Source organism: Nocardioides ganghwensis, assembly GCF_014779655.1.
Classification (GTDB): domain Bacteria; phylum Actinomycetota; class Actinomycetes; order Propionibacteriales; family Nocardioidaceae; genus Nocardioides; species Nocardioides ganghwensis.
Genome location: NZ_JACXYX010000003.1, coordinates 247,892 through 274,279 on the forward strand (window position 1 = coordinate 247,892; position 26,388 = coordinate 274,279).

Here is a 26,388-nt window from a genome sequence, read left to right on the forward strand (position 1 = left end):
CCGGGTTGGGGCCGGGTTGGGGCCGGGTTGGGGCCGGGTCGGGGCCGGGGCGTCCTGCCAACCCACCAGTTGGCGGACCAACTCGGGAGTAGCGGTCGGACGCCCCGGCGGTACGGGGGCCGGACGTCAGACGAACCCGCACCGATGGGTGCGGGTTCGTCTGACGCTGGGCCGATCAGAGGTCGAAGAGCGAGCCCGATCCGCTGATGTCGACGTCCGTACGCGGGGTGTGGGCAGGGCCGTCCGAGGACGCGGCCGGCTTCGCAGCCGGGTTCTGGTCGGCCTTCTCGTCGGGCTGCTCGTCGGGCTGCTCGGCGTCGTCGGGGTCGAGGATCGTGTCGGGGTCCTCGTCCGACCCGGGCTCGGGCTCCCGCTCGGTCGGGGCCTGGGGCTCCGACTCCTCCCGCGGCGCCTCGCGCGGGTCGGCGAACGTCGCGGCCTGGCTGAGGTCGGCACCGCTCGGCGGGGCGCCGGGGGCGGACGCCTCCGCGGGTTCGGGCTCGGGCTCCGGGTCAGCGGGTACGGCCTCGGCTGCCGGTGCGGCCGGTGCTGCCGGCGCCGGGGTGGTCGCGGGCGCCTCGATGTCGAACAGCGAGCCCATGCTGCTGATGTCGACGTCGGTGTTCGGCGTCGACGTCGTCCCGGCGCTGGCGACCGGCGACGGCGCGGAGGCCGGCTCCGGCTCCGGCTCCGGCTCCGGCGTGGGCTCAGAACTGGCCGCAGACGTGGACTCCGGCGTGGACTCAGGCGTGGCCGCGGGCGCCGCCTCCGCAGCCGGGGCGTCCAGGTCGAACAGCGAGCCGAGGCTCGACAGGTCGGCGTCGGTCGCCGGGTTTGACGTCGTGGTGCTCGAGGCAGGCGCGTCGGAGGCGGGCGCGGGCTCCGGCTCGGACACCACCGCGGCAGCCTCCGGCTCGGGCGCCGCCTCCGGCGACGGAGCAGGCTCGGCGGCGGGCGTCGGCTCGGGGGCCGCGATGTCGAACAGCGACCCGCCACTCCCGAGGTCGGTCGCGGGCGCGGGCGCCGCCGGGGCAGGCTCCGCCGCAGGGGCGGACGACTCGGAGGCGGGCTCCGGCGCAGACGCCGGCTCGGGCGCGGCCTCCGGCGTACCGAGGTCGAAGAGCGAGCCACCGGCGCCCAGGTCGGTCGACCCGGCGGGCTTCTCCTCAGAGGCGGGTGCGGACGCCGGCTCCGGCTTCGAGGCCGGCGCGGGGGCCGCCTCCGGTGCCGGGGTGTCGAAGAGGGAACCGCCGGCGAACGGGTCGGCCGCCCCGCCCTTGTCCTTCGCTGCCGCTGCCGGTGCCGATGCGGGTGCCGGTGCAGCTGCCTCGGCCTCCGGTGCCGGGGTGTCGAACAGCGAGCCCGACTCGGCCGGCTTCGCGGGGGCGGCGGGCTCCTCGGGCGCGGGGGTGTCGAAGAGCGACGTGCCGCCGGACGCCTTCGCGGCCGGACCGACGTCTGCGGTCTCGGTGACGGTGTCCTCGGTGACGGTGACGTCGCCGGCCTCCGGCTCGTCCTTGGTCGCCACGTCCGTCGTGGTGGCCGCAGCCGCAGCCGCGGGAGCGGCGGCCGGGACGGCGGCCGGGGCCGAGCCGGGCGCGGCCTTGGTGGCCTGCTCGCCCTTGACCGACGCGAGCAGCATCTGCGCGACGTCGAGGACCTCGACCTCCTCGCGGGCCTCGCCCTTGCTCTGCTGCATGGTGAGCCCGTCGGAGAGCATCACCCGGCAGAAGGGGCAGCCGACGGCGATCTGGTCGGCGCCGGTGCCGACGGCCTCCTTGGTGCGGTTCATGTTGATCCGCTCGCCGAGGTTCTCCTCCATCCACATGCGCGCGCCACCGGCGCCGCAGCAGAAGGACTTCTCGGAGTTGCGCTCCATCTCGACGAGCTCGGCTCCCGGCAGCACCTGCAGCAGCTCGCGCGGGGGCTCGTACACCTGGTTGTGGCGACCGAGGTAGCACGGGTCGTGGTAGGTGATCGAGCGCTTCGCCGCGCCCACGCCGTCCTTGACCGGCGTCAGCCTGCCCTCGCGCACGAGGCGGTTGAGCAGCTGGGTGTGGTGGACGACCTCGAGCTCGATGCCGAAGTCCTTGTACTCGTTCTTGAGCGTGTTGAAGCAGTGGGCGCAGGTCGAGACGACCTTCTTGACCTTGTACTCCTGGAACGTCTCGACGTTCTGCTGCGCGAGGCCCTGGAAGACGAACTCGTTGCCGGCGCGACGGGCGGGGTCACCCGTGCAGGTCTCGCCGTTGCCGAGCACGCCGAAGGTGACGCCGGCCATGTCGAGCAGCTCGGCCACCGCGCGCGTCGTCTTCTTGGCGCGGTCCTCGTACGCTCCCGCGCACCCGACCCAGAACAGCCAGTCCACCGACTCGAGGGACTCCAGGTCCTCGCCGACGACGGGCACCTCGAAGTCGAGGCCCTTGGCCCAGTCCATGCGGGCCGAGGCCGACATGTTCCACGGGTTGCCCTTGTTCTCGAGGCCCTTGAAGAGCTGGTTCAGCTCGGCGGGGAAGTTCGACTCGACCAGCAACTGGTAGCGCCGCATGTCCATGATGTGGTCGACGTGCTCGATGTCGACCGGGCACTGCTGGACGCACGCGCCGCAGGAGGTGCAGCTCCACAGCACGTCCTCGTCGATGACGAAGTCGCCGTCGGCGGGGTTGTAGAAGTAGTCGAGGACGTCCGTGCCGGAGCCGGCGCTCTCGCCCTTCGAGCCGACGCCGACGAGCTCGCGCTCGCGGTGGGCCTCGTCGCCGTCGTGCTTGGCGTAGGCGTGGTCGCGCAGGCTGGTGATCAGCAGCTTGGGCGACAGCGGCTTCTCGGTGTTCCACGCCGGGCACTGCGACTGGCAGCGACCGCACTCGGTGCAGGTGGTGAAGTCGAGGATGCCCTTCCACGAGAAGTCCTCGACCTTGCCGACGCCGAGCACCGAGTCCTCGTCGAGGTCGTCGATGTCGTCGAGCGTGATCGCCTTGCCGTCGGAGGTCAGCGGCTTCATCGCGCCGAGCGCGGTCGTGCCGTCGTCCTCGCGCTTGAAGTAGATGTTGAACCAGGCGGTGAAGCGGTGCCACGCGATGCCCATGGTGATGTTGCGGGCGATCACCATCAGCCAGACCATCGCCAGCGCGATCTTGAACATCGCGATGAAGTAGATGGTGTTCTCGAGCGACGACGTCGAGTCGGAGTAGAGGGCGTCGCCGATCCACGACGAGATCGGGTAGTGCGAGCGCCCGGCCTCCTCGTCGAGCTTCCACTCGGCGCCGCGGACGAACAGGATCGCCGAACCCTCGAGCAGCGCGAGCGCCTCGACGAAGTAGGCCTGCCAGAAGTTCGAGCCGAAGAACCGGCTGCGCCGGCCCTCGGAGCGCGGGTGGTGCTTCTGGCGGTAGACGATCAGGAAGACGATGCCGACCGTGCTGAGCAGGCCGATGACCTCGCTGAACCACTCGTAGGGGTACCAGTGGCCGATGATCGGCCAGGCGAAGTCGGGCTTGAAGAGCTGGAAGTACGCCGCCAGCACGGCCGTGCTGAGGAAGAGGAACGCCGCGTACACGAACCAGTGCATGATGCCGACCCAGTGCCACTGGAGCATCCGGGTGTGCAGGAACGTCTCCTTGAGCATCGTCGCGGCACGTCCGCCGGGGTTGCCGGAGCGACCGGGCGCCGGCTGGCCGGACCGGATCACGCCCAGCATGCGTCGTACGGCCGGCACCAGCAGGGCGACGGCGGCGACGGTCAGTGCGAACGAGACGACGATCGCGAACATCTGCATGTGGGGCTGCTCCTCGGTAGGGGCGTACAGAGCCGCAGCCTAGGGCCGCCGAACGCGCCGACGGCAGGGCCCTGCAGGGTGAGATGGATCCTACCCGCAGGTAACTTGATCCACGAAGCCGTGTGGATCAGTTCACGATCGCGACGTTCTCGACCTCGATCTCGCGGGCGTCCTCGCGGTGTCCGGCGAGCTGGGTCCTGACCTGGTCGAGTGCCTCGGTGAGCCTCGCGACCCCGTCGCGGAGCTTCTGCTGGTGCTCGAGGTGGGCGAGGTGGGACTCGCTCGTCTCGTCCCAGCCGGGGGTGAGCGTCTCGACCTGCTCGAGGAGGTCGCCGATCTGCGTCGTGATCTGCTCGGTGGCGTCGGCGAGGGCGGACTCCAGCGTCGAGATCGAGCCCTGGTGCACGACCAGCCCGCGGGTCATCGGGGACCACCCCCGAGGCGGTCGGCGAGCTGCCCCGAGCGCTCGGCCTGGGCCACGTCGTTGGTGGCGTGCTCCTGGGCGACGTACATCAGGCTCTGCGAGTAGCCGTCGAGGATCGGGCCCAGCGTGATCGCGACGTCGAACCAGGCGTTGATCGCCTCGCCGAAGCCGGCGGCCGCCTGACCGCTGAAGCCCTTGCCGGCCTCGGTCTCGATGGTGGCGCCCAGTGCCTGCAGGGTCTGCTGCAGCGGCTCCACCGCGTCGGCCACGGCCTGTGCCGCCGCCTGCATCTCGGAGTAGACAAGTCCGACGGCCACGGCCGCCCCCTCTCGCTCGGGTCGATCGGCTCCTTCCTACCCCCTGTGCGGTCTCCTCACACCCGGGCCGGCCCGATTTCCGGCGGTTTGGACAGCGCCGCCGGTGGGAATCGGGAGGGCATGCCGTCGTACGACTACGAGGTCGACCTCGAGAGCATGGGCAAGGCTGCCAAGGGGCTCAACGAGACCGTCCAGCTCTTCAAGGACAAGGACGTCGAGGACCTGGTGCCCGGCCGGGGCGACGTCGGCAGCGACGTCGTCTGGGACGCGCTCGACGAGTTCAAGGGTCGCTGGGAGGAAGGCGTCAACAACCTCTGCCAGGACGTCGAGGAGATGGCGGGCCGGCTGGGCAAGATCGCGATGAACTACTTCGAGACCGACAAGGCCGGCTACGACGCGCTGTCGGCGCTCAAGGGCACCATCGCGGGCATCAAGGTGATGTGACGTGCCGGACTTCGAGATCGAGGGCAACCCCGGCGCCATCCGGTCGAAGGCCGTGCTCATGGAGCAGAAGGGCCAGCTCTTCTACGACACCGGCGACGCGCTGGCGAAGATCGACGTGTCGGGCTGGACCGGCCGCGCCGCCGACGAGTTCCGCGAGGCGCACGACCTCGAGCCCGAGCGGTGGACCAAGGCCGGCAACGGCTTCAAGAGGGCCGCGGCCGGCCTCACCACGTACGCCGGCGCGCTCGAGGACGCGCAGCGGCGCGCCGCGGAGGCCAGGGCCGAGCACGAGCGCGGCCAGCGCGAGTCGGAGAGCGCCCGCACGCAGTACGACTCCTACCTGGGCCGGATGCGCGCCTACTGGAGCAGTGGCGGCACCGACCCGGCCGAGCCCTTCGTCGACTGGGGCGACCCGATCCAGCAGGAGGCGCTGCGCGCCCTGCAGGCCGCCCGTGCCGACCTCGACAACGCGGCCGCGACCTGCGCCGGTGAGGTCCGCGCCGGCTGCGCCGACGCCCCCGAGGAGCCCAACTGGCTCGAGTCCGGCCTGAAGTTCGTCGGCGGCATCTTCGAGGGCGCGGGCGAGGCCGTCTGGGACCTGCTGACGATGGTGCCGTTCAGCCCCGTCAACCTGGTCATCGACGCCTACAAGCTGGCCACGGGCGACCTCACGCCCGAGGAGCTGGCCAAGACCTACGAGCTCGACGTCGAGAACGGCTGGGCGATGGCGCAGGGCATCTACACCGGGCTCACGACCGACCCGGTCGGCTTCGGCAAGGAGCTCGGCAAGAGCCTGCTCGACTGGGACACGTGGGCCGACGACCCGGCCCGCGCCATCGGGCACCTCGTGCCGGACGCGATCGTCGCCGTCGCGACCGGCGGGGCCGGTGCGGTCGCCACGCGCGGCGGCAAGATGGGCATGGACCTGCTCGACGGCCTCGCCGACCTGGCGAGGTTCCGCCACCTCGACGACCTGTCCGACCTCGGCGGACTCCGGAGGCTCGACGACGGCGCGCCGCGGTCGATGTTCGAGCTCGACGGCGACGGCCCGTGGCGCAGCCTCGACGACCAGCTCCGGGAGCCGAGCTACTCGTCGTCCAACCGCAGCATCATCGACGACGACTACGACATCTTCGGCCGCAACCCCGAGACCGGCCAGCCCTACACCCGCGCGGAGTTCGAGGACGCCTTCCGCACCACCAACGAGCGCGGCGAGACCGACTGGGACTGGGGCCGGGCCGCTCCCAACGACGGCAAGGTGCCCGGCACCGACGAGATCGTCGACCCGCACGACGTGCCGCGGATGGACCGGATCGGCGGCCCCAACGGCGCCTACTTCGGCGACGACGGCGCCATGATGAGCGAGCGTTCGCTGCCGCCCGACCGCCTCAACTTCGAGCGCAACCCGTGGGAGATCAACCGCGACCACCCCGACCTCCAGGACGGCTCGGTCCGCATCGAGAAGTCCGAGGTGGCCCCGGCCTTCGGCCAGGAGGGCGGCGGCAACCAGTACCGCTTCCTCGATGCCGACGGCACGCCCCTCAGCCAGGCCGAGCTCGTCGAGCGTGGGATCATCGACAACCCCTACCGATTCGACGCCGGCGACGCCGCGACGGGCGCCGCCGTCACCCACGGTGCGCAGACCGCCGACCGGCTGGCCGACGAGCACCGCAACGAAGGAGCACCACGGTGAACGAGCTCGACGAGGTCGCCGAGGCGCTCCTTGCGCGCGGGCTCGGTGAGGGCGTCGACTTCTTCGTGTCCGGCCGCTCGCCCGTCGACCTCTCCAGCGAGTACGTCGGACTCCGCCGCCTCGACGACGGTGGCTACGAGGTCTGGTACCGCGGCGACTGGGGCACGGACAAGACGTTGGTCGAGACCCCTGACTTCGCCGTCGCGCGCGAGCGCTTCGTCGAGGAGGCCGTGCGGCTCGCCCGGGGCCGGTGGGGCAGGAAGGTGCGCGGATGATCGTCGACGCGGTCCGGAGCCTGCTGCAGGAGGCCGGCCTGGACGCCGATGCGGTGCTGTGGGCGGCGGTCTCCGACCAGCCGCCCCGGGTGCCGAGCCACCGGTGGGTCGTGTGGCCGACGGCGGATGACGAGATCGTGCTCGGCGGCTCCGACCACGGGCGCTTCGCGGCGTACGCCCGCTTCGGGGACCCGACGCTCGTCGCCGAGATCCTGTCTCGATGGCTCGAGCCCGACCTGCCGCCCGCGCCACGGGACCGGGCCACTCTCCATGCCGCGTCGCTCTCGGTCGCCGACATGCTCGTCGGCCCCGATGCGGTCGCCGAGTTGTCGCAGGACGGCTTCCTGCCCGGTTCGGTGGTCCCGGTCGGGGCGCCCCTCGACCACATCGGCAACGCCAGCGGACACGTGCTGCACCTCTACGACACCGCTTTCGCCGCGCGCAGCCTGCCGCCCACCGACGCCAACGAGCCGCGGACCGGCTTCGTGCTCGAGGCGACCCTGCCCGACGCCTGCCGGGTCGTCCGGGTCGAGCCGTGGTTCGGCCAGCCCGGCGGTGGCGTGTCGATCGTCCTCGACCGCGTCATCGCCTACTACGTCGACCGGGGCGTGCTGTCACCGTTCGCCGTCGAGCCCGACGGCGAGCCGGCGGAGACCACGGCGTGAGGCGGACGACCGTCGCGGCCGCTCAGCCCCGGCGTACGGTCTGCACCTTGCCGCCGCGCGAGAGCCGCACGGTCATCAGCACTCGCTGCTTCCCGGGTGCCTTCGCGCAGTAGGTGAACTCGCGGCCCAGCCGCTGCCACGGCTGGCCCACGCGTCGCATCAGCGCGCGGGCGCGGATGCCGGGCTCGGCGGCCCTCGTGAAGGAGCGCACCGGGCGTCGCAGCCCCGGGTTGCGGCAGGAGTCCGGCGCCAGGCCCCAGGCGCGCTCCCAGGTCTGGAGGTACGCCTCCGCGCCGCGGGCGAGGTCGGCTCCGAGGGCGGCCCCGTCGGCACCCGCCACGTGCTGGGCGTCCTCCACCCAGTCGGCGTACAGGCCGTAGTGGGCGACGCCGTCGGTGTTGACGTCGTAGACCCGCTCGCCGCTGCGCTGCCGGTCGACGGTGACGCCGCCCAGCCCGCGGAAGGGGTACGTCACCGGGGCGGGCGCCTCGGCACCGCGCGGGTCGCCCTGGGCGCCGAAGCCGTTCATGTCGGAGCCGAACCCGAAGCCGAAGTAGTAGCGCCGGTCGGTCCAGCCGAGGTGCTGGCGCCACTTCGCCACGAAGCCGGTGGAGTCGCCGGCGTACGGAGCCACGAAGCCGCCGAGGCGGTAGATCCGCGGGTAGGCGTCCGGGGTCGACCACGAGTGCGAGGAGACCACGCCGACCGGACGACCGGCCGCCTGCTGCCGCTCCAGGTAGTCCAGCGCTGCGGTGCGGCCCGCGACGCTCATGTGGTCGGGGTCGACGAGGATCCTGTGGTCGGTCATCGCCGACAGCAGCCGCTCGCCGAGCGGGCTGAGGCCGAGCTGGTTGCAGTGCGGGCCGGCCGGGTAGACCGGCGCCGGCTGCACGCCAGTCTGGATCCCGGTGTCGCCGTACAGCTTCCAGATCGCGCCGAAGATCGCGTCCTGCTCCGGCGTCGACTGCCCGCCGCCGGGCAGGTCGCCGAGGTTGGGCGACTGGAGCCGGTCCTCGGTGCCCGGGGGGTGGGTGGCCGGGCACCGCTGCATCCGGAGGAACGACCCGGTGCTGAGGAAGTTGGCGCTGTTGGTCAGCGTGCCCGTGGTGCCGGCGTCGCCGGCGACTCCGGTGAAGGCGTTGTCGAACTTGTTGGTGAGCTCCATCTGGCTCACGCCGAGGCGCCTCATCTCGGCGAGCTCGGCGAGCATCTGCTCCTCGGTGCACGTCGGGCGGCCGAGCTGGACGTTGCAGCCCAGGGGGACGGACGTCTCCATGCCCATCACCACGGCGAGCTTGCCCTGGTTGATCACCCGACGGGCCTCGAAGGGGTCGGTGACGATGCGGTACCAGCCGCGGCCGGGGCCGCCGTGCTGCGCGTCGACGTAGTCCTGCATCTCACGCATCCGCCTCGCCTGCAGCCGGACGGCGTCGCGGTCGTCGCACGAGTTCTTCTTCAGCGGGTAGACCGTGCACAGGACGTGGTTCTCGGTGAGCAGGCTCGTGTGGATCCGAAGCCCGGCGCGCCACGAGCGCTCGAGCCACTTGTAGTAGACCTGCTGGTGGGTCAGGGAGTGCGGGTTGGGCCAGTAGGAGAACGTCGGCCACCCGACGGGGTCGTGCCCGGTGCCGGGCGCCCGCTCGGCGAGCGCGTCCTCGAGCAGCGCGCCGCGGCCGTCGGCGACCCGGTGGTCCGGGCAGTCGACGAGCGCGGCGGGAGCGCCGTACGGGTGGAAGGGCGGGCTGCAGATCACCCGCCCGCCGAGGAACTCGTGGGTCTGGCCGTGGACGTGCGGGTCGACCCAGCCGCGGACCTCCTGATAGCTCGTGACGCCGCCGAACGGGCGGCCGCGCACGTTGGTCTCGACCTCGGGGAAGGCGACGCACCCGGACGTGCGACGCAGCGCGAACGCCTGCGGCGTGCCGGTCCCGAAGCCGTCGCCCGCGCGCCGCAGCGAGCGCCCGTCGGCGAGGGTGAAGGTGAAGCGCCCCTTGCCCACCTCGCGCGCCGTCCAGTCCGCCAACGGAGACGGGTCGGCGGCCCAGGTGGCCCCGTCGGCGCCCGTCGCGGCCAGGAACGTGCGGTCGGGCGCGTGGAGGAGGTAGGTGCCGAGCCCCGTCGCCTGGAACGTCAGCGACTGCCCGCCGAGCCGGTAGCAGCCGCCCGCCATCGCGTACACGCTCTCGGGGACCTTCCGGCGCGGGCTGCGCAACGGCACCCCGGTCAGCCGCGGCTCGCGCTGGGTGCGCTGCGCCGAGACCCGGGCCCGGCTGGCCGCCCGTTGCCGCGGGGTGGTGCGGGCGGGGTGGGCCGCCGCCTCGCCGCTGCGGCTCAGCGCGTTCTTGGTCGTGGGGTCGTCGTGGACGTGCCCGTGCCCGGCGTCGTACGTCGTGGGCAGGCTGGCCGCCCCGCTGCCGGTCGGCGCGGCGGTCAGGACGGCTCCGACCACCAGCCCGCCGGCGGCCAGGAGAGAGGTCACGATGCGTCGCACGGGGCGTGGGGTGGGCGTCACGGCGGGCTCCTTCTCGTCCGAGGTTGAACGAGAGCACCCGCTTGCGGGTCACGTGGCAACCGTCAGGGAGCGGGCTGCGCTGATCGAAGGCTTCCCCCATGTTGGTCGAAGATCGAGGTACGGACGCGCGCCCCGGCGTAGCCTCCGAGTGCGGGCGTGGGGCCCGCACTCGTGCGGATCGAGGGGTGTGGGATGCGCAGGTGGGTCGTGGTCGTCATGGCGATCGCCGCCGTGCTGGTCGCAGCGCCGGCCGGTGCCGGCCCGGGGGTGACCACCGAGCGCGAGGCCGCGCTGGGCCGCCTCTCGATCCCCGCGATCAGGGTCGACGCCGGGATCATCCCGGTCGGCGTGACCAAGGCCGGGCACCTCGCGATCGGCCGCAGCGTCCGCGACGTCTACCGCTGGAAGCACGGGGTCCTCCCCGGCCAGCGGGGCAGCGCCGTGCTCGCCGGGCACACCTGGTCCAAGGGGCCCGGGGTCTTCGACAGGCTCGGCAGGCTGAACCCCGGCAACGTGGTCGTGGTGGGCAAGAACCGGTTCAGGGTGACCCGCGTGCGCAAGGTGACGGGGATGACCCGCAAGGCCGTGGCCGGGCTCTTCAGCGACCGCGGCAAGCCCCGGCTGGTGCTCATCACCTGCGGCGACCGCAACGACCTGACCGGGGTCTACCGCACCCGCATCATCGTCAACGCGAAGCTCGTGCCCAGCCGCTGACCCGCCGCGTCAGCCGCTCGGCCGTGGCCGTCACGGCGGCGGCCGCACCCGGGTCGTCGGCCGCGGCCTCACCCGGGAACGTGACCGCCACGCCCGCCACCGGGTGCCCGTTGTGGTCGAGCACGGCGGCGGCGACGCTGCACAGGCCCGGCGTGACCTCGCCGTCCTCGGTGGCGTGGCCGCGCTGCCGCGTCGCGGACAGGACCGTGCGCAGCGCGCTGAGCGAGGTGGGTCCCGTGCCGTGGCGGTCGACGAACGCCGCACGGTCGGGATAGAGCGCGCGGACTTGGCTGGCGGGCAGGGCCGCGAGGATGGCCCGGCCCGACGCGGTGAGGTGGGCGGGGAGGCGTACGCCGACGTCGGTGACGAGCGGCGGGCGACCCGGCGCGCGCTCCTCCACCACGTAGAGGACGTCGCGGCCGTGCAGCACCGCGAGGTGGGCGCCGTGGCCGGTGCGGTCGACCAGCTCGGCGAGCGGCCGGCGGGCGAGCCGGGCCAGGGGCTCCTGCCGCGTGAAGCCGCTGCCCACCTCGAACGCGGCGACCCCGAGGCCGTAGCGGTGCTCCTCGGGCAGGTGCACCACGAAGCCCTCGTCGATCATCGTGTTGAGCAGGTGGTACGCCGTGCTGCGCGGGAGGTCGCAGGCCCGCACGATGCGGTCCAGCGGGACCGGGTCGGCCTGGGTGGCGAGGAACCGCAGGACGCGCAGCGTGCGCGTCGCGGCGGGGACCTGGCTCACCGTCGTCCGCGGCTCAGGACTTGTCGGAGCCCTTGGTGAACCAGCCGCCGCCACTGTCGGTCTGCTCGATCGGCTTGCCGGGCATCTCGTTGGCGCCGGGGGTGCGGCGCGGGAGGAGCGGGGGCTGGCCCTCGTCGCCGGCCTGCGACGTCGACGGCTGCTCGGGCGTCGGCTCGGCGGTCGGCTCGGCGGCGGTCGGCTCGGTGGCGGTCGGCTCGGTGGCGGTGGTCTCCGCGTCCACCTCCGACGGCAGTGTCGGGGTGTGGTCGGCCGTGCCCGGCACTTGCGGGGCGTAGTCGTCGGCCTTGTGGTCGACGCGCGGGTCGAGGCGGTCGGCCGCCCGGACCTGGCCCTCGTGCGTCGCCTCGAGCTGCTGGGCCGCGACGCGGGCCTCCTCGGCCTCGGCCTCTGCCCTGTCCGCCACCGCGCGGGCCTGCTCGGCCTCGGCCTCCGCTGCCGCCGCACGCTCCTGGGCGGGCGCGATGGTGGACTGCGCCTGCGTCGCGGCCTGCGCTCGGAGCTGCTCGGCGCGGACGACGTTGGCCTCCCGGTTCTTCTTCCGGACGACGAACGCCGCCACGGCGAGCGCGACGGCGATGAGGACGAGGACGAGGACGAGGACGATGTTGGGCGTGGTCACGGGCTTCCTCTTTCACGGGACAGGGACGGCCAGTCTTCCAGCACTGGCCGTCGCTGTCCCGCGATGGTGCGGTGCGGCGCGGATCAGGCGCGGTGCGTGCCGTCGGTCCCGTCGGTCCGACGCCGGTCGTCGGCGTCGAGCACCGTGTCGGGGTCGTGCGCGGTGGCACGGGGGTCGTGCCCCGTCGTGCCCGGGGCGTAGTCGTCGGACGACGTGTCGACCCTCGGGTCGACCTGGTCGGCCGTGCGCAGCCGGTCCTCGTGCACGGCCTGCTGCTGCGTGGCCGCGACCTGGGCCTCACGTGCCTTCGCCTGGGCCCGCTCCGCCTCGAGCCGGGCGCGCTCGGCCTCGGCCTCGGCCTCCTTGGCGCGGACCTGGGTCTCCGGGATCTCGGTCGCGTGCTCGTGCGCCTCGTGCCGCAGCCGCTCGGCCTGCTCCTGCTGCTTCTTCTTGCGTTGCTGGGCGACCAGCCAGGCGACGAGTGCCGCCACGACCAGAACGACGACCAGGACGATGATCCACTCGGTTGCTTCCACGGACGTTCCTCCTGCTCCGGCGACCTCGGACGAGTCGCCTCGTCCTCACCGTGGCACAGCAACCAGCCTCTGCGGCCCCCCCGGAAGGGTCACACTTCGTGACCCGTCCCGAGCGGTCAGTGGATCGTCTGCATCACCCGCTGTGCCGTCGTGTGGCCGAGGTGGTAGCCGTCGTCCATCGCGTCGCGGAAGTGCAGGCCGCCCCAGATGCGGGCGTTCAGCGCGTCGTGCTCGAGCGCGGAGATCGTGGAGTAGCTGCGCGTCAGGGTCCCGACGCGGAGCACGAGCGGGGTGTCGTCGCCCAGGGTCTGGCGCACCACCTCTGCCCACGGTGACGTCGCTGCTGCATGCCCGCTGGTGTAGTCGGAGTACGACGGGGTGGGGTTGAGCGCCACCCAGCCGGTCTGCGGGACGGTGTCGGGGTTGCCGTCGGCGTCCGCCGCTGCGATGGCCTGGGCGGGACGCCAGAAGCCGACGTCGAACTTGAGACGGAACGTCTGGATGAAGCTCGTGAGCACGGCCGCGTCCATCCGCGCGAACATCCGGGTGGTGGGCAGCAGCCCCATCGGCTCAGCGTCGAGCACCTCACACACGGCGAGCCGGTAGGCGCCGTTGACGTTGTTGGCGAAGAACTGCGAGATCGCGGTCTGCTCCGCCGTACGTGTGGTCGAGGTGGTCGACCCGATCGCGGCCACCTCCTTGTAGTCGGCGGTGTAGGCGGCGCTGTTGAGCGGGTCGGGTCCGTCGAGCGCCACGGGCGCGACGTTCACGACCGGCTTGAGGAAGCCGAGCCACGCCAGCGCCATACCGCCACCGGTCGTCGGGGCACCCGGGCCGGGCTGCCACACGCCCACGCCGGGGGCCTTCGAGTAGACCCGAGAGAGGTCGAACCGTCCGTCGCCGACCCGGGACTCGATCATCGCGTCAGCAGCGGCCGCGCCGATGGCGGCACCCGCGGCGGCCTTCTTCCCGTCCGGGATCCGCGCCATCGTGGCCGCGAGCTCGGCATCGAGGTTGGCCCGCGACGCCGGGAAGTACTCCCACAGCACGTCGTGTGCGGCGGTCGCCACGGCGGCGGTCGCGGCGACCCGTCCTCGGCGCTGGGCCTCGCTGGCCGCGTCGTGCACCGCGAGCGAGGTGAACGTGAGGTACATCGACCCGACGGGCGGTGCCGGCGTCGGCACCGTCTCTGACCAGATCGTGCGCACGGCTGTCCGCTGCCACAGCACGGCGGCCTCGGCCGCCTTGATGTGGTCGTCCTGCGGGCCGGCGGAGGCACGGGCGGAGCGGCCGCCGCCCGCGGGGACGGCTTCCGCGACGGACGCGAAGAGCGGGAGCACGAGGACGCTGGTGCAGAGCAGGACGAAGGAGCGGCGGAGCGAGGTCATGGCGTACGCCTTTCGCGACGAGGAAGCCTCCTGCGAGTCTCGGCCGCTGCGCGGGCGCCGCACCATTCGCGTTCCGGCGAACCTTTGTCGACGGCGTCTAGACCATGCGGGCGACCCGCTCCCTGAGGTCGAGGCCGGGCAGGTCCCGCTCCTGGAGCCGCGCGACCGCCGCGAGACGTCCGCTCACCCCGAGCTTGCGATAGACGTGCTCGAGGTGCTTGCGGACGGTCGACTCGGCGATGCAGAGCTCGTGGGCGATCTGCGCGTTCGTCGCACCGGCCGCCACGCGGCCCAGCACCGTGCGCTCCTGTGTCGTGAGGCAGGCCAGCGCGGGTGCCGGTCGCTCGTGGACGAGCCTCGCCAGGGCCGGCACGATGAGCCGGGCCATGGCGCGGTCGCGGTCGGTGAAGACCGTCCGGTACCTGACGAACAGCACGCGGACGACGTCGTCCTCGCCGTTGCTGAACTCGATCTCCAGCCGGTCGGTCCCGTGGCGTGCGGGCGTCGGGTGTCCGATGGCGACCTCCTCGGTGACGCACCGGAGGCGGTCGTGGAAGATCGCCGCCACGCGACCGCAGGGGATCAGGACGGCCAGCCATCCGAGGACCTCCGCAGTGGGGAGCGGCGTGCCCGGGCACGGCAGGGCCCCCAGCAGGTGGCGCATCGCCTGCTGCTCCTCCGCGTTGAGCACAAGGTCCGTCATCGTTCTCGCCTGCCTCGACGCTAGACCTGCGACAGCGTGCCTGCATCCCATATTCGGGGTGTCTGGGATCCGAGACGGTAGGGCGTCCGCGCGGGTGGAGCGGGACGCCTGCGGAGGAGTTTGATGGGCGTCATGCAGAGCATCCAGGCCATCGAGGTGGGCGTCGGCCCCGTCCCGTTCGACGACCTCGTCCGCGTCGCCCGCGAGGGCGCCCCCGTCGTCCTCACGCCGGAGGCCCTCGCCGCGATCGACCATGCCCGCGGGGTCGTCGAGGCGCTGGCCGCCGCCGAGACCCCGACCTACGGCGTCAGCACCGGCTTCGGCGCCCTCGCCACCCGCCACATCCCGACCGAGATGCGCGCCCAGCTCCAGCGCTCCCTCGTACGCTCCCACGCCGCCGGCTCGGGTCCCGAGGTCGAGCGCGAGGTGGTCCGCGCGCTCATGCTGCTGCGGCTCTCGACGCTCGCGACCGGGCGCACCGGCGTACGCCGCGAGACCGCGCAGCTCATGGCGGACCTGCTCTCCCACGGCATCACCCCGGTGGTGCACGAGTACGGCTCGCTCGGCTGCTCGGGCGACCTCGCGCCGCTGTCGCACTGCGCGCTCGCGCTGATGGGCGAGGGCGACGTGCGCGACGCCTCCGGCCGCCTCGTACCCGCTGCCGAGGCGCTCGCCGCCGCCGGCCTCGAGCCGGTCGAGCTCGTCGCCAAGGAGGGCCTCGCCCTGATCAACGGCACCGACGGCATGCTCGGCATGCTCGTGATGGCGATCGCCGACCTGCGGATGCTGCTGCGCACCGCCGACGTCGCGGCCGCGATGAGCGTCGAGGCCCAGCTCGGCACCGACCGCGTGTTCGCCCCCGAGCTCCAGGCGATCCGCCCGCACCCCGGGCAGGCGCTGTCCGCGGCCAACCTCACTGCGCTGATGGCCGGCTCCGCGATCGTCGCCTCCCACCGCACGGGCGACTGCAACCGCGTGCAGGACGCCTACTCGCTGCGCTGCTCGCCGCAGGTCCACGGCGCCGCCCGCGACACCGTCGAGCACGCCGCCACGGTCGCCGGGCGCGAGCTCGCCAGCGCCGTCGACAACCCCGTCGTGATGGGCGACGCGGTCGAGTCCAACGGCAACTTCCACGGCGCGCCGGTGGCGTACGTCCTCGACTTCCTCGCCATCGTCGCGGCCGACGTGGCCTCGATCAGCGAGCGGCGCACCGACCGGTTCCTCGACAAGGCGCGCAACCACGGGCTGCCGCCGTTCCTGGCCGACGACCCCGGAGTCGACAGTGGCCACATGATCGCCCAGTACACCCAGGCGGCCATCGTGTCCGAGCTCAAGCGGCTCGCGGTCCCGGCGTCGGTCGACTCGATCCCCTCCAGCGCCATGCAGGAGGACCACGTCTCGATGGGCTGGAGCGCCGCCCGCAAGCTGCGCCGGTCGGTCGACGGCCTGTCCCGCGTGGTCGCCGTCGAGGTGCTCACCGCGGCGCGCGCCCTCGACCTGCGGGCACCGCTCACCCCGTCGCCGGCCACCGGAGCGGTGGTCGACCTGCTCCGCAGCAACGGCGTCGCGGGCCCCGGTCCCGACCGCCACCTCTCGCCCGAGATCGAGGCCGCGGTCGGCCTCGTCCAGTCCGGCGCGGTCCTCGCCGCCGCCGAGTCCGTGATCGGAGAACTCCAGTGAACGAACGCCTGCCCATCCACGCCGCCACCGGCACCGAGCTGACCGCGAAGTCGTGGCAGACCGAGGCGCCGCTGCGGATGCTGATGAACAACCTCGACCCCGACAACGCCGAGCGCCCCGAGGACCTCGTCGTCTACGGCGGCACCGGCAAGGCGGCGCGCAGCTGGGAGGCGTACGACGCCATCGTCCGCACCCTGCGCGACCTCGAGGACGACGAGACGCTGCTCGTGCAGTCCGGCAAGCCGGTCGGCGTGATGCGCACCCACGCGTGGGCGCCGCGGGTGCTGATCGCCAACTCCAACCTCGTCGGTGACTGGGCCGACTGGGAGGAGTTCCGCCGGCTCGAGGACCTCGGGCTCACGATGTACGGCCAGATGACGGCCGGCTCGTGGATCTACATCGGCACGCAGGGCATCCTGCAGGGCACCTTCGAGACCTTCGCCGCGATCGCGGACAAGAAGTTCGACGGGACCCTGGCCGGCACGATCACCGTCACCGCCGGCCTCGGCGGGATGGGTGGCGCCCAGCCGCTCGCCGTGACGATGAACGACGGCGTCGCGATCTGCGTCGAGTGCGACCAGCACCGCATCGACCGCCGCCTCGAGACGCGCTACCTCGACGTCCAGGCCCGCGACCTCGACCACGCGATCGAGCTCGCCCTCGAGGCCCGCGACGAGCGCCGCGGCCTGTCGATCGGCCTCCTCGGCAACGCCGCCGAGATCCTGCCGGAGCTGCTCGAGCGGCACCTCGCGCGGGGCGAGCGGGGGGAGGGCCCGCTGGTCGACATCGTCACGGACCAGACGTCCGCCCACGACCCGCTCTTCTACCTGCCGGCCGGGACCGCGTACGACGACTGGGAGCGCGAGCGCACCGAGGACCCGCGCGGCTTCACCAAGCGCGCGCAGGAGTCCATGGCCACGCACGTGCGGGCGATGGTGGAGTTCCAGGACGCCGGCGCCGAGGTCTTCGACTACGGCAACTCGATCCGCGACGAGGCCCGCAAGGGCGGCTACGACCGGGCGTTCGAGTTCCCCGGCTTCGTGCCTGCCTACATCCGGCCGCTCTTCTGCGAGGGCAAGGGCCCGTTCCGCTGGGCCGCGCTGTCCGGCGACCCCGCCGACATCGCCGCCACCGACCGCGCCATCAAGGAGCTGTTCCCGGCGGACGAGAAGCCGGAGTACGCCCGGCTGCACAAGTGGCTCGACATGGCGGCCGAGCGGGTGCAGTTCCAGGGCCTCCCGGCCCGGATCTGCTGGCTCGGCTACGGCGACCGCCACCGCGCGGGGCTGAAGTTCAACGAGATGGTGGCCGGCGGCGAGCTCACGGCACCGATCGTCATCGGCCGCGACCACCTCGACTGCGGCTCGGTCGCCTCGCCCTACCGCGAGACCGAGGCGATGCTCGACGGGTCCGACGCCATCGCCGACTGGGCGATCCTCAACGCGCTGGTCAACACCGCGTCCGGCGCGACGTGGGTCTCCTTCCACCACGGCGGCGGCGTCGGCATCGGCCGCTCGCTCCACGCCGGCCAGGTCACGGTCGCCGACGGCACCGACCTCGCGGCGGAGAAGATCGAGCGGGTCCTCACCAACGACCCGGGCATGGGCGTCATCCGCCACGTCGACGCGGGCTACGACCGGGCCGTCGAGGTCGCGCAGGAGCGCGGCGTACGGGTCCCGATGTCCGAGGGCTGACGGGCCTCGGCCTGGGGAACGATCGACACCTCCTGAGGCCCGATCGAGGTGCACCTCGTTCCCCAGTGGGGCCGCGTGGCTGGCCTCAGCCGCCCGCGGTGGTCACCCGCTCGACCACCTCGCGGGTGAACCTCAGCACGACGCCGTCGAAGTCGCCGGCGCCGTCCTCGCTCGCCGCCGCGATCTGGGCGAAGGTGACGGTCTGGAAGACGAGGTCCGCCAGCGGAGCGAGCTCGAGCGCCCGGTCGACGTCGGCATCGGGGAAGGCGTCGCGCCAGGGCGCGGCGTACGCCTGCATCACCCGCTCCGCCTCGCCCGCGCCGGTCCCGTACCAGTCGAGCACGCGGGCGAGGTGGCTGCCGTCGAGGAACGGGTGGGTCACACAGCCGTCGGTCCAGTCGAAGATCCGCACCTCGCGTCCGTCGTAGGCGACGTTGCCGGGGTGGAGGTCACCGTGGGAGAGGGTGTCGGGGATCCCGCACGCCCAGAACTCCCGCACCAGCGCCTCGGCGCCGGCGGCCGCGGTCGTCAGCTGCTCCCGCTCCGCCTCGGTGAGCACGGCCAGCTCCGGGCTGGTGTCCAGGACGACGCGCCACGTCGCGAGCGTGGCCTCGAGGCCTCGCTCGGGGCAGCCCGCGGCGCGGAGCTCGTCGAGCCAGTCGAGCGCCGTGACCTGGGCCCGCGCCCAGGCGGGCGCCGCCGCGTCGACGGCGCCGTCGGCACGGTCGCGGTCGGAGGCGCCGTGCAACGGCTCCATCAGCAGCCAGCCGGCTCGGTCGTCCCCCGCCACCAGCAGCGGCACCAGGTGGCCGATCCGCTGGGCGAGGCGGCCCACGATGGCCGCCTCGGCGATGAAGTGGTCGCAGCACGCCTTGAACCACAGCGGGCCGCGGTCGGTCGGGACCTCGAAGACGGCTGAGATGCTCCAGACCCGGTGGGTGCGGAGCGGGCCTGTGCGCCGAGTCCCGTTCGCGGCCAGCTGCTCGTCCACCCACGCCTCGACGCGGTCGTGCCATCCGGGGCGGAACCAGTCCGGGCGTCGCGGAGGGGCCGAGCCGGCGTACTGCTCGAGAGCCGCCCGGACCGGTGACCGCCACGGCTCGGCGAGGTCGTCGAGCCGTCGCCAGTCGGCGCCGGCGGGTGCGTCGCCGCGCAGCGCGAGGACGTGCAGCCGGTCGGGTCGGCTGTCGGGGGCCTCCGCGGGCAGCGTCACGACCGGGGCCAGGTGCACCCCGTGGCCGGCGACGGTGGTGGCGTACGCCGTGGGATCCGGCGCGTCGTCGTTCTCGGGGTCCTGCACGAAGCTCGGCAGCGACCCGTCACCGGCGACGAGGACGGTGTCGTCGCGGACGAGGGCGACGTGGTGCGTGCGCTGCGAGGCGGTCATGCGGAGATGATGACCTCGCGGTCACGCGTCCGACACCCGATTTCGGCGTGGTTGGCGCGAACGCGCGACATCCCGCGGGGTTGTAGGACAGGATCCCTCCATGGCATCGGGGGAGAAGAAGCCGGCGCGCTCGCGCGTCGTGCTCACGGACATCAGCTCGCGGGCGTGGGAGCACCCCGCCGACAAGGGCGCACTGGTCGCGCTGCGCAAGCTCAAGGGCTTCGACGTGCTGCTCAAGACCATGTCGGGGGTCTTCCGGGAGCGGGCCTGGCGCCTCACGCTGCTCGGCTCGGCCGTACGCGTCGACGAGCGGCAGTTCGCCCGGCTGCACCGGCTGCTGGCGGAGGTCGGGCAGAGCCTCGACGCCACGGACCTGCCGGAGATGTACGTCCAGGCGGACCCCACGCTGAGTGCGCTGACGATCGGCATGGACCGGCCGATCATCGTGCTGTCGTCGGGCCTCGTGCACCACCTCGACGACGACGAGCTGCGCTTCGTCATCGGCCACGAGCTCGGCCACGCGATCAGCGGTCACGCGATCTACCGCACACTGCTCATGCGCCTGTTGGGCCTCGGCGGCCTGCTCAACGCGATCCCCGGCGGCGCCATCGGCATCCGGATGGTCACCGTCGGGCTGCTCGAGTGGTCGCGCAAGGCCGAGCTGTCGGCCGACCGCGCCGGCCTGCTCGCCAGCCAGGACCCGACGGCGGCGCTGCGTACGCACATGAAGATCGCCAGCGGCGGCACGCTCGAGGAGCTCGACGTCACCTCGTTCCTCTCGCAGGGGGCGGAGTACGACGAGGGCGGCGACGTGCGGGAGTCGCTCATCAAGCTCTCGCTGCTCCAGCAGCAGAGCCACCCGTTCGCCGTCGTGCGCGCCACCGAGCTGCGCCGCTGGATCGACACGGGCGCCTACACGACGATCCTCGGCGGCGACTACCCGCGCCGTGCCGACGACGACACCGCCTCGGTGAGCGAGGCCGCGCAGGAGGCTGCGGCGAGCTACGCCCTGGCCTTCGAGCGCACCCAGGACACGCTCGGACGCCTCGTCCACGACCTGGCCGGCTGGATGGGCTCGGCCAGCACGTGGATCAACGACCGGTTCCGGCGCGGCAGCGAGAGCGCCTGAGGCTCCCGGTCGGTCCCTGACGCAGTCGAGCCCCGGACACCAGTGGTGTCCGGGGCCCGACGGAAGACGGCGTGCTGCTACCAGACCCGGCGGCTGGAGCCCCCGATCGGCACGAAGTTCAGCACCAGGCCGACGACGATCAGGATGATGCCGATGGTGGTGAGGATGCTCTGGGGCAGCAGGAGCCCGAGGATGAGCAGGATCAGTCCGAGGACAATCATGGGGTTTGCCTCCTAGGTGATGCGACCGGCCCACGGTGGGCGGCCGCCGGATCACTCTGCCGCCCCGTGGGTCCTTTGAAAAGTCGGGATCCCCCCTGCGGGTGAGGATTTGTCCACCGTCTGTCCAAGGGGTCCGACCCGGGCGCGGCGACCTGTCAGTCGGTGCCGAGGGCCTGGATCGACTCGTGGATGGCCAGGGTGCGGCGGGCCGACTCGACGTGGAGGTTCTCGACCATCCGGCCGTTGTGGGTGACCACGCCGGCGGCTCCCCCCGGGTCCCGACGCGCGTCGTCCCACGCCGCGATGAGTCCGCGCGCGTCCTCGACCGCCTGCTCGCTCGGGGCGAAGGCCACGTTGGCGCCCTCGACCTGGCCGGGGTGGATGAGGGTCTTGCCGTCGAAGCCCATCTGGCGGCCCTGCTCGCACTCGGCGAGGAAGCCGTCGGTGTCCTTGACGTCGTTGTAGACGCCGTCGATGACCGCGATGCCGGCGGCGCGCCCGGCGAGCAGCGCGGTGTGCAGGCTGGGCAGGATCGGTGCCCGACCGGGGACGTGCTCGGCGTACAGCTCCTTGACGAGGTCGTTGGTGCCGAGGACGAACGCGCCGAGACGCTGCGACGCGCGCGCGATCTCGAGCGCGGACAGGATCGCGACGGGCGTCTCGACCATCGCCCACAGCACGGTGTGGTCGGGGGCGCCGGCCTTCTCCATGGCCGCGACGAGCCGGGCGACCTCGTCGGCGCTGTTCACCTTGGGCACCACGATCGCGGCGGGGCCGGCCTGGCTCGCGGCGACGATGTCGTCGTCGTGCCACTGGGTGCCGATGCCGTTGACCCGGATGGTGACCGTACGCCGGCCGTACTCGCCGCTGGCGGCCGCGGCGGCCGCCGCCTCGCGCGCGGCGGGCTTGGCGTCGGGGGCGACGGCGTCCTCGAGGTCGAGGATCAGGCCGTCGCAGGCGATGGTCTTCGCCTTCTCCAGCGCCCGCTCGTTGGAGGAGGGCATGTAGAGGACGGAGCGGAGGGGGGTGAACACGGAGGTGGGCTCAGACACCGGCAACCTCGATCCGGTCGTACTGCTCCTTGAGCTCGGGGTCGATGGCGGCCAGCTCCTCGGCGAGGGCGACCATCACCTGGCACTGCTTCACCGAGGCGTCGTCCTCCATCTTGCCGTCGATCATCACCGCGCCCGTGCCGTCGCCCATCGCGGCGATGACCCGGCGGGCGTGCGCGACGTCCTCGACGCTGGGGGAGAACACCTTGTTGGCGATCTTGATCTGGACCGGGTGCAGGCTCCAGGCGCCCACGCAGCCGAGCAGGAACGCGTTGCGGAACTGGTCCTCGCACGCGACCGTGTCCTTGATGTCGCCGAACGGGCCGTAGTAGGGGTAGATGCCGTGCATCGCGCACGCGTCGACCATGCGGGCGATCGTGTAGTGCCACAGGTCCTGCTGGTACGTCGTGCGCTGGGCGTCGTACTGCGGCACGCCGAGGTCGTCGCGCACCGGGTCCTGCCGGACGAGGTAGCCGGGGTGGCCGCCGCCGACGCGGGTGGTCTTCATCCGGCGGTCGGCCGCGAGGTCGGCCGGGCCGAGGGAGAGGCCCTGCATGCGCGGGCTGGCACCGCAGATCTCCTCGATGTTGGCCACGCCGCGCGCGGTCTCGAGGATCGCGTGGACCTGCAGCGGCTTCGTCAGCCCGGCCTTGGCCTCGAGCTGGGCGAGGAGCCGGTCGACGTAGTGGATGTCCTCGGCGCCCTGCACCTTCGGCACCATGATCACGTCGAGCTTGTCGCCGATCTCCGGGACGAGCGTGGTGAGGTCGTCGAGCACCCACGGGCTGTCGAGGGAGTTGATCCGGGTCCAGAACTGGGTCGGGCCGAAGTCCGTCGCCCTGCCGATGTCGACGAGGCCCTGGCGGGACTTCTCCTTGTTCTCCGCCTTGACCGCGTCCTCGAGATTTCCAAGAAGAACGTCCGGCCCGTTTGATCCAGGGCCGACCATGTCGGGGACCTTGGCGGCCATCTTCTCGTTGCCGGGGTCGAAGAAGTGGATGGCGCGGCTCGGGCGGGCCGGGATCTCGCGCAGCGGCGCGGGGGCGCCGACGGCGAGGGGGGCGAAGAAGTCTCTGGCAGGGCGCATGCGCGCGAACTTATCGCGGGCCGGCCGCCCGTGCGTATGGCGCAGGTCTCAGCCGAACTCCCCAGCGGCGTCGCCGAAGTAGCCCAGCTCCGTGAGGACCGCGTCGTCCACCCACGCCTCGATGATGCCGAGGTTGTCCACGATCATCCCGGCGCGTACGTGGAGGCGTTGGAACTCCTCGCTGGCCTGCATGGTGGCGAGGCCCTGGGCCGAGCCCTTGATCAGGAAGAACCCGTCGAGGTCGCCTCCGTGGGGCTTGAGCAGGACGGGCTCGAAGCTCTCGATCGAGCCGTCTGCCAGGCGTTCGCCGTAGTAGGTCGCGGCCTCGCTGAACACGTCGAGCGACTGTTTCTCCCGACCGCGCACCGGTTGGCCCCACCCGACGAACAGTGCTGCTTCGGACATCCGAACCACCTCGTCCCTCCGACGGTCTTCACCTACGACCACGGTAGGCACGCATGCCGGTCGAGGTCATCGCCCAATCGTGGGAACCGGTCAGGGACGGACGACCAGGTCGGGGGTCACCGTCCGAGTGTGGGCTCGCCGCGGTGTCGCGGCAACGGTCCGTCAGCGGCGGCGCCACCAGCGCCGGGGCGGGTCCTCCTCGGGTCCACGAGCCTCCCGGGCCGCGCGCTGGGCCTCGATCCGCGCCGTACGCCGCTCCGTCCACGCGGCGACCTCGGCGTCGACGTCGCGCTCCGGGGTGATCACCGGCGGCCCGCCCTGCAGCTGGCGACGGGTCTCCACCACCCGCCGGTTGAAGTCGGCGAGCTCGCGGCGCACCTCGCGCTCGAGCGTGATCGCGTCGAGCCGGTCGTCGAGCTCGGCGTCCTCCTTGCGCAGCGCGATGGCCGGCGGCAGGAGGGCGATGTTCTCGCGCTCGACGAGCTTCTTCACCCACCAGTCGGGGTCGTGCTCGACGCCGAGGTCCGCGATCGGCTTGCCCTGGCCGGGCAGGTCGTCGAACTCCCCGCGCTCCATCGCCTGCCGCACCTGCAGGTCCACCCAGGTGGACTGCTGCGCGATCCGGGCGGCTGCGGCGGAGCGGCCGGTGCGGTCGTCACGCTCGCGGTCGCGGCGTACGGGCTCGACGCCGGTCGGGTCGGTGGTGGGGTCGGTGGTCGGTTCACGGTCGGACAGGGGGATCACCTCCGGTGCTCCCAGCGTAGGCCGCGGTCGGTGGCCCGCGCGCTGGAGCAGGAGCACACTGGACGGATGCTGCGGACCGAGACGATCGACAAGTGGGTGCGGGGCCGTCTCGGCGACCGGCTGGTCGTCGAGTCGCGCGAGCCGCTGCTGGTGTGGCAGGGCCGGTTCCCACCGGTCTACGCGTTCCGCCGGAGCGAGGTCGCCGACGGTGTCCTGGGTGCCGCCGAGGCCCCGGCGCGCGAGGGCTTCTCCTTCTTCGGACCGCAGCTCCCCGTGGCGCAGTGGTACGACCTGCGCGCCGGCGACCGGGTGCTGCGCGGTGGCGCCTGGACCCTGGACGCCGAGCCGGTGCGGGAACGCGTCGTGCTGACGTGGGAGCCCGGCCTGCTCGACTGGACCGAGGAGGACGAGCCGGTCACGGGGCACCCGCGCGACCCGCACAAGAGGGTGGAGGCGCTGCCGAGCTCGCGTCACGTCGAGGTCGCGATCGACGGCGTGCGGCTCGCGAGCAGCGACCGCCCGGTCCTGCTGTTCGAGACGGACCTGCCGACGCGCTACTACCTCCCCGAGGAGGACGTCCGTCTCGACCTGCTCGAGCCGACCGACAACACCTCGGTGTGTCCCTACAAGGGTCGCGCCGACGGCTACTGGACGTGGCCGGGACCCCCGGCGGTGCCCAACGTCGCCTGGTCCTACTCGTCGCCCGCGCCTGCGGTCGGCGCAGTCGCGGGACGCGTGGCGTTCTACGACGAGCTGGTCGACATCTCGGTCGACGGCGTGCTGCAGGAGCGGCCCGAGTCGCCCTTCAGCGCTCCCGCCCAGCGCCCGGGCGCCGAGGCCTGACCTCGCGACCCCGGCACACCTCGGGGTGGGGCAGGGGGAGATCCCGATGGTGCGACGCCCTGCGGCGAGGCACGCTGGTATCACACCACCCACCAGATCCTCCGGAGGACCACCCATGGACGACGTCCGCGCCACCCTCGCCCGCAACGGGTTCGTACGCTCCTCGGACCGGGGCATCCTGGGCGGGGTCTGCTCCGGCCTGGGCCGCCGCTTCGGCCTCGGCCCGTGGATGTCGCGCCTGCTCTTCGTGGTGCTGCTCATGGTGCTTCCGGGCAGCCAGTTCCTGGTCTACCCGCTGCTGTGGTTCCTCATGCCGAGCGACGACAGCGCCATCGCCGCCACGCACTCCTCGCGTCCGCTGCGCTGACGCCCTACTGGTAGGACACGAACCGGACGTCGGGCAGGGCACGGCGCACCTGCTGGGGGCGCATGCGCGGGACGTCCTCGTCGTAGAAGACCTTGAAGCCCATCGTGAACTTCCGCGGCACGGCCACGTTGCGGTAGGTCGCGAGCTTGTCGGCCGGGCTGCCGAAGCCGTCGACGTGCTGCACCATCGCCAGGCCGTCGCGCCGGCGCACCTTGCGGATGTCGGGGACCATCCCGGTCGTGAACTGGTGGATGACGAACAGCTTCTCCGGCAGGCCGTTGTCGCGCGTCAGCCGCGACAACCAGCCGGCGGTGCGGTTGATCTCGCGCGCGGAGACCGAGCCGATGGTCTGCCCGGGGAACTCGCCCGGCCCGACCCGCCACTCGGGGTCGAGCGCCAGTCCGACCCACGGGTCCTCGAGCGCCCACTCCCACCGCTTGGCGGTGGCGAGGAAGTCGGTGCGACCCGGCTGGAGGTCGAGCAGCAGGAGCACGCCGTTGCGGCGGGCGGCGTCGATGTAGGCCTGCACGCGGCTGTGCAGGACGTCGTGGGCGTGGTCGCCGTCGGTGCCGGGGAAGTCCGCGCCGTCGGCCACCGTGACGATCAGCTCGTAGACGGGGAGGAGCCGCTCGCCGCGCCGGAGGAACGGCTTGCCGGCACGGACGATCCGGCGGAACGCACGGTCGGGGTCGGTCTCCCCGAGGACGCCCAGCGAGCCGGTGCCCGCGGTGCCGTAGTAGGCGGTGAGGAAGCGCTTCCTGCCGAAGACCGTCTTCCCGCCGCCCGGCAGCCGGGAGGGCGTACGCCCCGCGGCCCGGTCGCCCGTCGCCGCCACCTCGGCGGTCGGCGTACGGTCCGCGGCCTGGGCCGGCGGCCCCGCCAGCAGCGGAAGGGTGAGCAGTGCCGTCGTGAGCGCAGCCAGCCGCGCCCGAGTCCCCCGAGTCATGGGCAGAG

At 72.7% G+C, this 26,388-nt stretch carries 26 protein-coding genes; 10 read left to right on the forward strand and 16 right to left on the reverse strand.

The features are described from left to right. Positions 1-175: 175 nt before the first annotated feature. From IEZ24_RS05205 to IEZ24_RS05215, 3 genes are all read right to left on the reverse strand, one after another. A complete protein-coding gene (locus IEZ24_RS05205) occupies positions 176-3,775 on the reverse strand; it encodes a heterodisulfide reductase-related iron-sulfur binding cluster (protein WP_129453014.1) in 3,600 nt (1,199 codons plus the stop codon). A 127-nt stretch (positions 3,776-3,902) separates the two neighbouring features. Further along, positions 3,903-4,199 (reverse strand): hypothetical protein, encoded by a 297-nt coding sequence (locus IEZ24_RS05210; RefSeq protein ID WP_129453013.1) that lies wholly within the window; start codon positions 4,197-4,199, stop codon positions 3,903-3,905. Beyond that, entirely contained in the window at positions 4,196-4,516 is a 321-nt protein-coding gene (locus IEZ24_RS05215) for a WXG100 family type VII secretion target (RefSeq protein WP_129453012.1), read from the reverse strand. Before IEZ24_RS05215 ends, IEZ24_RS05210 begins: the two co-directional genes overlap by 4 nt. A 120-nt stretch (positions 4,517-4,636) precedes the next feature. Here IEZ24_RS05215 and IEZ24_RS05220 point away from each other — a divergent pair, with 120 nt between their 5' ends. From IEZ24_RS05220 to IEZ24_RS05235, 4 genes are read left to right on the forward strand one after another with little or no spacing between them, the layout of a single operon-like run. Then, positions 4,637-4,960 carry a hypothetical protein gene (locus tag IEZ24_RS05220; protein ID WP_129453011.1) on the forward strand — a complete coding sequence of 108 codons (324 nt, stop codon included), beginning with the start codon at positions 4,637-4,639 and terminating at the stop codon, positions 4,958-4,960. Position 4,961: 1 nt separating this feature from the next. After that, positions 4,962-6,653, forward strand: coding sequence for a TNT domain-containing protein (locus IEZ24_RS22230; RefSeq protein ID WP_129453010.1), 1,692 nt, complete (start codon positions 4,962-4,964; stop codon positions 6,651-6,653). Beyond that, the gene (locus IEZ24_RS05230; protein WP_129453009.1) at positions 6,650-6,928 is read left to right on the forward strand and encodes a hypothetical protein; all 279 of its coding nucleotides are present in this window, start codon (positions 6,650-6,652) and stop codon (positions 6,926-6,928) included. Before IEZ24_RS22230 ends, IEZ24_RS05230 begins: the two co-directional genes overlap by 4 nt. After that, the gene (locus tag IEZ24_RS05235) at positions 6,925-7,593 is read left to right on the forward strand and encodes a TNT domain-containing protein (RefSeq protein ID WP_129453008.1); all 669 of its coding nucleotides are present in this window, start codon (positions 6,925-6,927) and stop codon (positions 7,591-7,593) included. Before IEZ24_RS05230 ends, IEZ24_RS05235 begins: the two co-directional genes overlap by 4 nt. Before the next feature lie 22 nt (positions 7,594-7,615). Here the strand turns inward: IEZ24_RS05235 and IEZ24_RS05240 are convergent, their stop codons facing one another. Further along, positions 7,616-10,105, reverse strand: coding sequence for an amidohydrolase family protein (locus IEZ24_RS05240; RefSeq protein ID WP_129453007.1), 2,490 nt, complete (start codon positions 10,103-10,105; stop codon positions 7,616-7,618). 192 nt (positions 10,106-10,297) lie between these two features. On the opposite strand from IEZ24_RS05240, the gene IEZ24_RS05245 reads away from it, so the two are divergent. Next, positions 10,298-10,819, forward strand: coding sequence for a class F sortase (locus IEZ24_RS05245; protein WP_129453006.1), 522 nt, complete (start codon positions 10,298-10,300; stop codon positions 10,817-10,819). Here the strand turns inward: IEZ24_RS05245 and IEZ24_RS05250 are convergent. The 5 genes from IEZ24_RS05250 to IEZ24_RS05270 all read right to left on the reverse strand — a co-directional run bounded on the left by IEZ24_RS05250 (position 10,791) and on the right by IEZ24_RS05270 (position 14,825). Continuing rightward, positions 10,791-11,558, reverse strand: a complete 768-nt coding sequence (locus tag IEZ24_RS05250) for an IclR family transcriptional regulator (RefSeq protein WP_129453005.1) — start codon at positions 11,556-11,558, stop codon at positions 10,791-10,793. The two genes, IEZ24_RS05245 and IEZ24_RS05250, sit on opposite strands and share 29 nt — an antisense overlap. Before the next feature lie 13 nt (positions 11,559-11,571). Further along, complete coding sequence (locus IEZ24_RS05255; RefSeq protein WP_129453004.1) at positions 11,572-12,198, reverse strand: hypothetical protein; 627 nt, start codon at positions 12,196-12,198, stop codon at positions 11,572-11,574. 83 nt (positions 12,199-12,281) lie between these two features. Beyond that, entirely contained in the window at positions 12,282-12,734 is a 453-nt protein-coding gene (locus IEZ24_RS05260) for a hypothetical protein (protein WP_129453003.1), read from the reverse strand. Positions 12,735-12,850: 116 nt separating this feature from the next. Continuing rightward, entirely contained in the window at positions 12,851-14,122 is a 1,272-nt protein-coding gene (locus IEZ24_RS05265; protein WP_129453002.1) for a vanadium-dependent haloperoxidase, read from the reverse strand. Between the two features lie 97 nt (positions 14,123-14,219). Further along, positions 14,220-14,825 (reverse strand): helix-turn-helix transcriptional regulator, encoded by a 606-nt coding sequence (locus tag IEZ24_RS05270; protein WP_207206659.1) that lies wholly within the window; start codon positions 14,823-14,825, stop codon positions 14,220-14,222. A gap of 132 nt (positions 14,826-14,957) precedes the next feature. Here IEZ24_RS05270 and hutH point away from each other — a divergent pair, with 132 nt between their 5' ends. Together hutH and hutU are read left to right on the forward strand one after the other, a co-directional pair. After that, a complete protein-coding gene (gene hutH, locus IEZ24_RS05275; protein ID WP_129453001.1) occupies positions 14,958-16,505 on the forward strand; it encodes a histidine ammonia-lyase in 1,548 nt (515 codons plus the stop codon). After that, positions 16,502-18,199: a urocanate hydratase gene (gene hutU, locus IEZ24_RS05280; RefSeq protein ID WP_129453000.1), complete on the forward strand. Its 1,698-nt coding sequence runs from the start codon at positions 16,502-16,504 to the stop codon at positions 18,197-18,199. The genes hutH and hutU overlap by 4 nt, the downstream gene beginning before the upstream one ends. 85 nt (positions 18,200-18,284) lie before the next feature. Here hutU and IEZ24_RS05285 read toward each other — a convergent pair whose 3' ends face one another. After that, positions 18,285-19,586: a phosphotransferase family protein gene (locus IEZ24_RS05285; protein WP_129452999.1), complete on the reverse strand. Its 1,302-nt coding sequence runs from the start codon at positions 19,584-19,586 to the stop codon at positions 18,285-18,287. A 100-nt stretch (positions 19,587-19,686) separates the two neighbouring features. Between IEZ24_RS05285 and IEZ24_RS05290 the strand changes: the two genes are divergently transcribed. Further along, positions 19,687-20,715 carry a M48 family metallopeptidase gene (locus IEZ24_RS05290; protein WP_129452998.1) on the forward strand — a complete coding sequence of 343 codons (1,029 nt, stop codon included), beginning with the start codon at positions 19,687-19,689 and terminating at the stop codon, positions 20,713-20,715. A 77-nt stretch (positions 20,716-20,792) separates the two neighbouring features. Here the strand turns inward: IEZ24_RS05290 and IEZ24_RS05295 are convergent, their stop codons facing one another. The 5 genes from IEZ24_RS05295 to IEZ24_RS05315 all read right to left on the reverse strand — a co-directional run bounded on the left by IEZ24_RS05295 (position 20,793) and on the right by IEZ24_RS05315 (position 24,224). Further along, positions 20,793-20,936 carry a hypothetical protein gene (locus IEZ24_RS05295; protein ID WP_165355940.1) on the reverse strand — a complete coding sequence of 48 codons (144 nt, stop codon included), beginning with the start codon at positions 20,934-20,936 and terminating at the stop codon, positions 20,793-20,795. A 155-nt stretch (positions 20,937-21,091) separates the two neighbouring features. After that, on the reverse strand, positions 21,092-21,988 hold the full coding sequence (locus tag IEZ24_RS05300) for an HpcH/HpaI aldolase/citrate lyase family protein (RefSeq protein ID WP_275938068.1): 897 nt from the start codon (positions 21,986-21,988) through the stop codon (positions 21,092-21,094). Then, complete coding sequence (locus IEZ24_RS05305) at positions 21,981-23,075, reverse strand: HpcH/HpaI aldolase/citrate lyase family protein (protein ID WP_129452997.1); 1,095 nt, start codon at positions 23,073-23,075, stop codon at positions 21,981-21,983. Before IEZ24_RS05305 ends, IEZ24_RS05300 begins: the two co-directional genes overlap by 8 nt. A gap of 48 nt (positions 23,076-23,123) precedes the next feature. Further along, positions 23,124-23,480 carry a hypothetical protein gene (locus IEZ24_RS05310; protein WP_129452996.1) on the reverse strand — a complete coding sequence of 119 codons (357 nt, stop codon included), beginning with the start codon at positions 23,478-23,480 and terminating at the stop codon, positions 23,124-23,126. Between the two features lie 162 nt (positions 23,481-23,642). Next, on the reverse strand, positions 23,643-24,224 hold the full coding sequence (locus tag IEZ24_RS05315) for a DnaJ family domain-containing protein (RefSeq protein ID WP_242498336.1): 582 nt from the start codon (positions 24,222-24,224) through the stop codon (positions 23,643-23,645). 66 nt (positions 24,225-24,290) lie between these two features. On the opposite strand from IEZ24_RS05315, the gene IEZ24_RS05320 reads away from it, so the two are divergent. Together IEZ24_RS05320 and IEZ24_RS05325 are read left to right on the forward strand one after the other, a co-directional pair. Beyond that, positions 24,291-25,067, forward strand: coding sequence for a DUF427 domain-containing protein (locus tag IEZ24_RS05320; RefSeq protein ID WP_129452995.1), 777 nt, complete (start codon positions 24,291-24,293; stop codon positions 25,065-25,067). Between the two features lie 115 nt (positions 25,068-25,182). Next, entirely contained in the window at positions 25,183-25,434 is a 252-nt protein-coding gene (locus tag IEZ24_RS05325; RefSeq protein WP_129452994.1) for a PspC domain-containing protein, read from the forward strand. A 4-nt stretch (positions 25,435-25,438) separates the two neighbouring features. Here IEZ24_RS05325 and IEZ24_RS05330 read toward each other — a convergent pair whose 3' ends face one another. Continuing rightward, on the reverse strand, positions 25,439-26,380 hold the full coding sequence (locus IEZ24_RS05330; protein WP_129452993.1) for a hypothetical protein: 942 nt from the start codon (positions 26,378-26,380) through the stop codon (positions 25,439-25,441). Between the last annotated feature and the right edge of the window lie 8 nt (positions 26,381-26,388).

What these genes read in the sequence shown, in the direction of transcription:
- IEZ24_RS05205 (WP_129453014.1), bottom strand. Translation starts at nt 3,775, where the DNA reads ATGCAGATGTTCGCGATCGTCGTCTCGTTCGCACTGACCGTCGCCGCC.
- IEZ24_RS05210 (WP_129453013.1), bottom strand. Translation starts at nt 4,199, where the DNA reads ATGACCCGCGGGCTGGTCGTGCACCAGGGCTCGATCTCGACGCTGGAG.
- IEZ24_RS05220 (WP_129453011.1), top strand. Translation starts at nt 4,637, where the DNA reads ATGCCGTCGTACGACTACGAGGTCGACCTCGAGAGCATGGGCAAGGCT.
- IEZ24_RS05235 (WP_129453008.1), top strand. Translation starts at nt 6,925, where the DNA reads ATGATCGTCGACGCGGTCCGGAGCCTGCTGCAGGAGGCCGGCCTGGAC.
- IEZ24_RS05245 (WP_129453006.1), top strand. Translation starts at nt 10,298, where the DNA reads ATGCGCAGGTGGGTCGTGGTCGTCATGGCGATCGCCGCCGTGCTGGTC.
- IEZ24_RS05265 (WP_129453002.1), bottom strand. Translation starts at nt 14,122, where the DNA reads ATGACCTCGCTCCGCCGCTCCTTCGTCCTGCTCTGCACCAGCGTCCTC.
- IEZ24_RS05270 (WP_207206659.1), bottom strand. Translation starts at nt 14,825, where the DNA reads ATGACGGACCTTGTGCTCAACGCGGAGGAGCAGCAGGCGATGCGCCAC.
- hutH (WP_129453001.1), top strand. Translation starts at nt 14,958, where the DNA reads ATGCAGAGCATCCAGGCCATCGAGGTGGGCGTCGGCCCCGTCCCGTTC.
- IEZ24_RS05285 (WP_129452999.1), bottom strand. Translation starts at nt 19,586, where the DNA reads ATGACCGCCTCGCAGCGCACGCACCACGTCGCCCTCGTCCGCGACGAC.
- IEZ24_RS05290 (WP_129452998.1), top strand. Translation starts at nt 19,687, where the DNA reads ATGGCATCGGGGGAGAAGAAGCCGGCGCGCTCGCGCGTCGTGCTCACG.
- IEZ24_RS05295 (WP_165355940.1), bottom strand. Translation starts at nt 20,936, where the DNA reads ATGATTGTCCTCGGACTGATCCTGCTCATCCTCGGGCTCCTGCTGCCC.
- IEZ24_RS05305 (WP_129452997.1), bottom strand. Translation starts at nt 23,075, where the DNA reads ATGCGCCCTGCCAGAGACTTCTTCGCCCCCCTCGCCGTCGGCGCCCCC.
- IEZ24_RS05310 (WP_129452996.1), bottom strand. Translation starts at nt 23,480, where the DNA reads ATGTCCGAAGCAGCACTGTTCGTCGGGTGGGGCCAACCGGTGCGCGGT.
- IEZ24_RS05320 (WP_129452995.1), top strand. Translation starts at nt 24,291, where the DNA reads ATGCTGCGGACCGAGACGATCGACAAGTGGGTGCGGGGCCGTCTCGGC.
- IEZ24_RS05325 (WP_129452994.1), top strand. Translation starts at nt 25,183, where the DNA reads ATGGACGACGTCCGCGCCACCCTCGCCCGCAACGGGTTCGTACGCTCC.
- IEZ24_RS05330 (WP_129452993.1), bottom strand. Translation starts at nt 26,380, where the DNA reads ATGACTCGGGGGACTCGGGCGCGGCTGGCTGCGCTCACGACGGCACTG.